Raw genomic sequence first — 5530 nt, forward strand, 5'->3', positions numbered from 1 at the left:
GCGCGGGGCTGTCGGCAGCGGCAGGTGAGGCGGCGGGCGTCTGGCTCCAGACCGGTTGCGCACAGAAAGCCAGCAGGAGCAAAGCCAGGGTTTTGATATTCATGACGGCACCCTCTGAGAGTGGGAACGTTCGACAATATCAATATAGGCATAAAAATATGTTTTTATTGAGTGCTGGTGAATTCTCGGATGAACGGCCACAGGTCACAGGTATGTTCTACCTTGCTTGCTACAACCCATCCCCCAGCCTCTTGAGGTACTCAGGGCTGTCGCTGATCGAGTTATGTCCTGTCCCCGGTATCACCTGCAATGACGCCACACCGCGGGTGAAATGACTTAACAGACGCTCGGTACTTGAGCGCGGAATCACTTCATCATGCTCGGCGGCAATCAGACGAGTCGGCACCGTGATGCGGGCGGCGTAGCGCCAGGACTGGTATTTATCCTTCAACAACCAGCGCACCGGAAACCAGCGAAATTGACGGGCAGCCAGCCCTTCGAGGCTGTTATAGGGCGTGATCAACACCAGTCGCGCGGCCGGGCGTTCGCTGGCCAGGCGCACGGCAACCCCGGAACCCAGGCTGCGTCCGACCACCGCCACATGCGGATGGCTGACATACACCTGGTCGAACAAGGTGATGGCATCGCGGGCAATGGCCTCTTCGGAAGGTGAGCCGGAACTGCCGCCATAACCCCGGTAATGCAGTAGGTACAGCGCGTAGTCAGGGAAGGCTTGGGAGAACTCGGGCAGGTTGCGCGAGACGTCTTCGGCATTGCCGCCGAAATAGATCAGCGCGTTGGGACCCTCGTGCGGTCGGATGGAGACCAGCACCTGTGCGTCGGCGACAGGCAGGGTGAGCAGCGTCGCGGCGGTCCCGATGGCGCGCGGTTGCGGGTAATAAATCAGCGCCCGCTGGAACACGAACAGCGCCACGCACAGCGCCAGGTACAACGCAGCGATGATGACGACGAGTAATAACAGGGTGCGCGACATTCGACTAACGTTAGTGGGCGGCATTGACTGCTCGGGGTTTGAAAGTGGCTGGCGCAAGGCTTTCTGAGTGTAGTCAATCGACCCTTGGCGCGGGTTTTCCGGGTTGTCGGCGCAACAGCCCGGACCCCGGCGACTGGTGAGAAGCGTTTTATGAGCCATCCTGAGGGTTACACCCGTAGAGAAGTACTCACGCTGGCTGCCGGTGCTTCGGCGGTCTTCACGTTCGGTCCGGCGGGTGCACAGCCCGAGCCGTCGACGGGAACAGGAGGCAAGACCATGCAGACCCGCGCCATTCCTTCCAGCAACGAGTCCTTGCCGATCGTAGGGTTGGGCACTTATCGCGGATTCGATGTCGAACCTGCGCAACCGGCCTGCAAAGACTTGCCCGCGGTGCTCGATGCGTTGTTCGACAAGGGTGGCAAGCTGATCGACAGCTCGCCGATGTACGGTCGCGCCGAACAGACCATCGGCGAACTGCTGTCGATCCATGAGCCGCGCTCACCGGCGTTCCTGGCCACCAAGGTGTGGATCCGGGGCCGCGAAGAAGGCATCGCGCAGATGGAACAATCCTTCGCCCTGTTGCAAACCGACCGGATCGATCTGATGCAGATCCACAACCTGCTGGACTGGCAGACGCACTTGCCGACCCTGCGCCACTGGAAGGAACAAGGGCGTATTCGTTACATCGGCATCACCCATTACACCGCATCAGCCTATGAAGAAGTGGAAGCGGTACTCAAGGCCGAGCCACTGGACTTTTTGCAGATCAACTACGCCCTGGATGATCGCGCAGTCGAGAAACGCCTGCTGCCGTTGTGCCGTGAGCGTGGGGTAGCGGTGATTTGCAACCGGCCGTTCGGCGGTGGCGGCTTGCTGGCCAGGCTGAGGGATAAGCCGCTGCCAGGCTGGGCGGCGCAAGTCGGGGTCAAGAGCTGGCCGCAACTGGCGCTGAAGTTCCTGCTGTCGCATTCGGCGGTGACCTGCGTGATTCCGGGCACCGGCAACCCGCGCTACATGGCGGAAAATGCCCGGGCCGGTTTCGGCCCGATGCTGACCGACGCCCAGCGTCAGCAACTGATTGCGCTGGTGGGCTAGCGACTCAGCCAACGCAGGCCGGCGAGTCCCGGAACCTCTCCTATACTGTTTCGCGTCCATGCCGTTGAAAGCGCATTCGCTGCCCTGACGGCGTCCCTGTCCATCACTGCAAGGAGATCGAACATGGCTATCCGTATTGGCGACGAAGCACCGGACTTCACCGCCGACACCACCGAAGGCACCCTCAACTTTCACCAATGGATCGGCGATGGGTGGGCCATCCTGTTTTCCCATCCCAAGGATTTCACCCCGGTGTGCACCACCGAACTGGGCTACCTGGCCAAACTCAAGCCGGAATTCGACAAGCGCAACACCAAGGTCCTCGGCCTCAGCGTCGACCCGGTCAGTGACCATAACCGTTGGGTCGGTGACATCGCCGAGACCCAGGGCACGGCGGTCAACTATCCGCTGATCGGCGACGAAAACCTGGTGGTGGCCAAGCTCTACGACATGATCCATCCCAATGCCAGCGGCGGCGCGCGCACGGCAGTGGACAACGCCACGGTGCGTTCGGTGTTCATCGTCGGCCCGGACAAGAAGGTCAAGGCCATGCTGATCTACCCAATGAGCGCCGGGCGCAACTTCGATGAAGTGCTGCGCCTGCTCGATTCCCTGCAACTGAATGCCAAGCACACCGTTGCCACGCCAGTGAACTGGCGGCCGGGTGAAGACGTGATCATCCCGACCTCGGTGTCTGACGAAGACGCGAAGAAGAAATACCCGGATGGCTTCAAGACCTTGAAGCCGTATCTGCGGACTGTGGCTCAGCCGAAGTAGTCACCAGCAGTGGGACCGCCATCGCGAGCAAGCTCGCTCCCACAGGGATCTCCAGCGAACACAAGAACTGTGTACGACAGAGATCCAATGTGGGAGCGAGCTTGCTCGCGATGAGGCCAGTTCTGCCGGCCTCAACTTCCGGTCAAACCAGATACTTCTTAAACCACCCCAACGTCCGCTCCCACGCCAGCTTCGCCGCCGCCTCGTCATAACGCGGCGTCGAATCATTGTGAAAGCCATGATTGCAGCCCGGATAAATATAGGCCTCATAGGTCTTGCCCCCGGCCTTCAACGCTTTCTCATAGGCTGGCCAGCCTTCGTTGATCCGCGTATCCAGTTCGCCGTAGTGCAGCATCACCGGTGCCTTGATCCGTGGCACCTCCTCGGCCGTTGGCTGACGGCCATAAAACGATACGGCGGCACCCAGTTCCGGATAGGCCACGGCAGCGGCATTGGTCACGCCACCGCCGTAGCAGAACCCGGTGATACCGACTTTTCCAGTGGCGGCGGGGTGTTTCATCATCCACTCGACGGCGGCGAAAAAGTCGTTCATCAGCTTTTCCGGGTCGACCGTGGCCTGAAGTTCGCGGCCCTTGTCGTCATTGCCGGGATAACCGCCGACCGAACTCAGGCCGTCCGGGGCGAGGGCGATGAAACCAGCTTTGGCCACACGCCGGGCGACGTCTTCGATGTACGGGTTGAGCCCGCGGTTTTCGTGCACGACCACCACCGCCGGCACCTTGCCGGTGGCCTTGGCCGGACGCACCAGATAACCACGAACCTGGCCGTGGCCCTTGGGCGACGGGTAGGTGATGTATTCGGCAAGAATGTCCGGATCGGTGAACTCGACCTGCTCGGCCAGTGCGTAGTTGGGGCTCAACGCGGCGAGCAGGGCACCCGCGGTCAAACCGCCGAAGGTAAACAGCGCCGCACGGTCGAGAAACTCCCGGCGGTTGATCTTGCCGTGGGCGTAGTAGTCGTAGAGTTCCAGCAGTTCAGGGGCGAAGTCTTTGGCAGTTAGACGGGTCATTGCTGCAACTCCTCTCGGCTGGTTTAACACGGACCCTTGTGGGAGCGAGCTTGCTCGCGATGGCAGAGTGTCATTCAACATAGATGTCGACTGGTCTGCCGCCATCGCGAGCAAGCTCGCTCCCACAGGGGGCTATGGTGGATGTTTGATGTGCATTCTGTTCATTTCACGCACTGCGCCCCGGCCTTGGCCACCTGCGCATCCTGCCCGGGCTTGACGCCCGACACACCAACAGCACCAATCACCTGCCCATCGAAAACGATCGGCACGCCACCCTCAAGCGAGGTCAGCAACGGTGCTGACAGGAAAGCGTAGCGCCCAGCGTTGACCATGTCCTCATAGCTTTTCGATTGGCGCCGCCCGAGGGCTGAGGTCCGCGCCTTTTCGGTGGCGATGTAGGCACTGCCAGGCGCGCAGCCGTCGAGGCGCTCGAGGGCCAGCGGGTGGCCGCCGTCATCGACTACCACGATGGTCACGGCCCATTGATTGGCCTGTGCTTCGGCGCGGGCGGCTTTGATGATCTGCTGGACTTCGGTCTGGCTCAGCACGGCTTTGCGGTTCATGGACATCTCCAGGGTTTAGTTAAGGCAGGGCGTCTTCGACCAGTTCGATCCAGTGCCGCACCGGGGTTCGGCCCGCGCCGTCGAGGTGCGTCTGGCAGCCGATGTTGGCCGTGACAATCACCTCGGGATGGCCGCTTTCCAGGGCGTTGAGCTTGTTGTCGCGCAACTGCCGCGACAGTTCGGGCTGAGTCAGCGAATAGGTGCCCGCCGAGCCGCAGCACAGGTGCCCGTCGGGGACTGACGTCAGGTTGAAACCGAGTTCGGTCAGCAGTGCTTCCACGGCACCGCCGAGTTTCTGTCCATGCTGCAAGGTGCAGGGGCAATGGAAGGCCACGCGTTGGGAGGCGTGGATGCCAAGTTTCCCCAGCGGCTCGTCGCGCAACACTTCCACCAGGTCCCGGGCCAGCACGCTGACCTTTTTTGCCTTGTCGGCATAGGCCGGGTCGCTGGCGAGCAGATGGCCGTAATCCTTGATAAAGGCGCCGCAACCGCTGGCAGTCTGCACAATCGCTTCGGCGCCTTTTTCGATGCCCGGCCACCACGCGTCGATGTTGCGCCGGGCGCGATCGAGGCCGGCGGCCTGGGCGTCCAGATGGTAATCCACGGCGCCGCAGCAACCGGCCTCGCGGGTCGCGATGACGCTGATCCCCAACCGGTCCAGCACCCGCGCCGCCGCGGCATTGGTGTTGGGTGACAGGCTGGGCTGCACGCAACCTTCGAGCATCAGCACCTGACGCTCACGCAGGGTCATGGGCCGCGGCTTGGCCGGGTAGACAGTTCGCGGCAACTTGCTTTGCAGGGTGCCGGGCAGCAACGCGCGGAACACCTGACCGCTATTGACCAGGCTTTTAAACAAGTCCGGATGCGGCACGGTCTGCCGCAACCCCTCGCGCAACAGGCGCTGACCGAGCGGGCGCGGCACCGCCGCATCGACCACCGCTCGACCGATGTCCAGCAGGTTGTGGTAGTCGACGCCCGACGGGCAGGTGGTTTCACAGTTGCGGCACGACAGGCAGCGATCCAGGTGCTGCTGGGTCTTTTGCGTGACGTCGTTGCCTTCCAGTACTTGCT

At 61.9% G+C, this 5530-nt stretch carries 6 protein-coding genes; 2 read left to right on the forward strand and 4 right to left on the reverse strand.

Going from position 1 to position 5530, the window contains the following annotated elements; translation table 11 throughout:
• Window positions 1-229: 229 nt before the first annotated feature.
• On the reverse strand, window positions 230-1018 hold the full coding sequence (locus tag AC1DVH_RS25415) for an alpha/beta hydrolase (protein ID WP_477756125.1): 789 nt from the start codon (window positions 1016-1018) through the stop codon (window positions 230-232).
• A gap of 126 nt (window positions 1019-1144) precedes the next feature.
• On the opposite strand from AC1DVH_RS25415, the gene AC1DVH_RS25420 reads away from it, so the two are divergent.
• Together AC1DVH_RS25420 and AC1DVH_RS25425 are read left to right on the forward strand one after the other, a co-directional pair.
• Entirely contained in the window at window positions 1145-2089 is a 945-nt protein-coding gene (locus AC1DVH_RS25420) for an aldo/keto reductase (protein WP_477756126.1), read from the forward strand.
• Window positions 2090-2212: 123 nt separating this feature from the next.
• Entirely contained in the window at window positions 2213-2866 is a 654-nt protein-coding gene (locus tag AC1DVH_RS25425) for a peroxiredoxin (protein ID WP_056727305.1), read from the forward strand.
• Window positions 2867-3008: 142 nt separating this feature from the next.
• On the opposite strand, the gene yghX is transcribed toward AC1DVH_RS25425, so the two are convergent.
• The 3 genes from yghX to glcF form a co-directional block, all read right to left on the reverse strand.
• Window positions 3009-3896 carry a YghX family hydrolase gene (yghX, locus tag AC1DVH_RS25430; RefSeq protein ID WP_477756127.1) on the reverse strand — a complete coding sequence of 296 codons (888 nt, stop codon included), beginning with the start codon at window positions 3894-3896 and terminating at the stop codon, window positions 3009-3011.
• 161 nt (window positions 3897-4057) lie between these two features.
• Window positions 4058-4459 carry a heme-binding protein gene (locus AC1DVH_RS25435; protein WP_477756128.1) on the reverse strand — a complete coding sequence of 134 codons (402 nt, stop codon included), beginning with the start codon at window positions 4457-4459 and terminating at the stop codon, window positions 4058-4060.
• A 19-nt stretch (window positions 4460-4478) separates the two neighbouring features.
• The coding region (gene glcF, locus AC1DVH_RS25440) for a glycolate oxidase subunit GlcF (RefSeq protein WP_477756129.1) at window positions 4479-5530 on the reverse strand (1052 nt) is incomplete at its 5' end.

This window comes from Pseudomonas sp. P4_C3 (assembly GCF_056402075.1).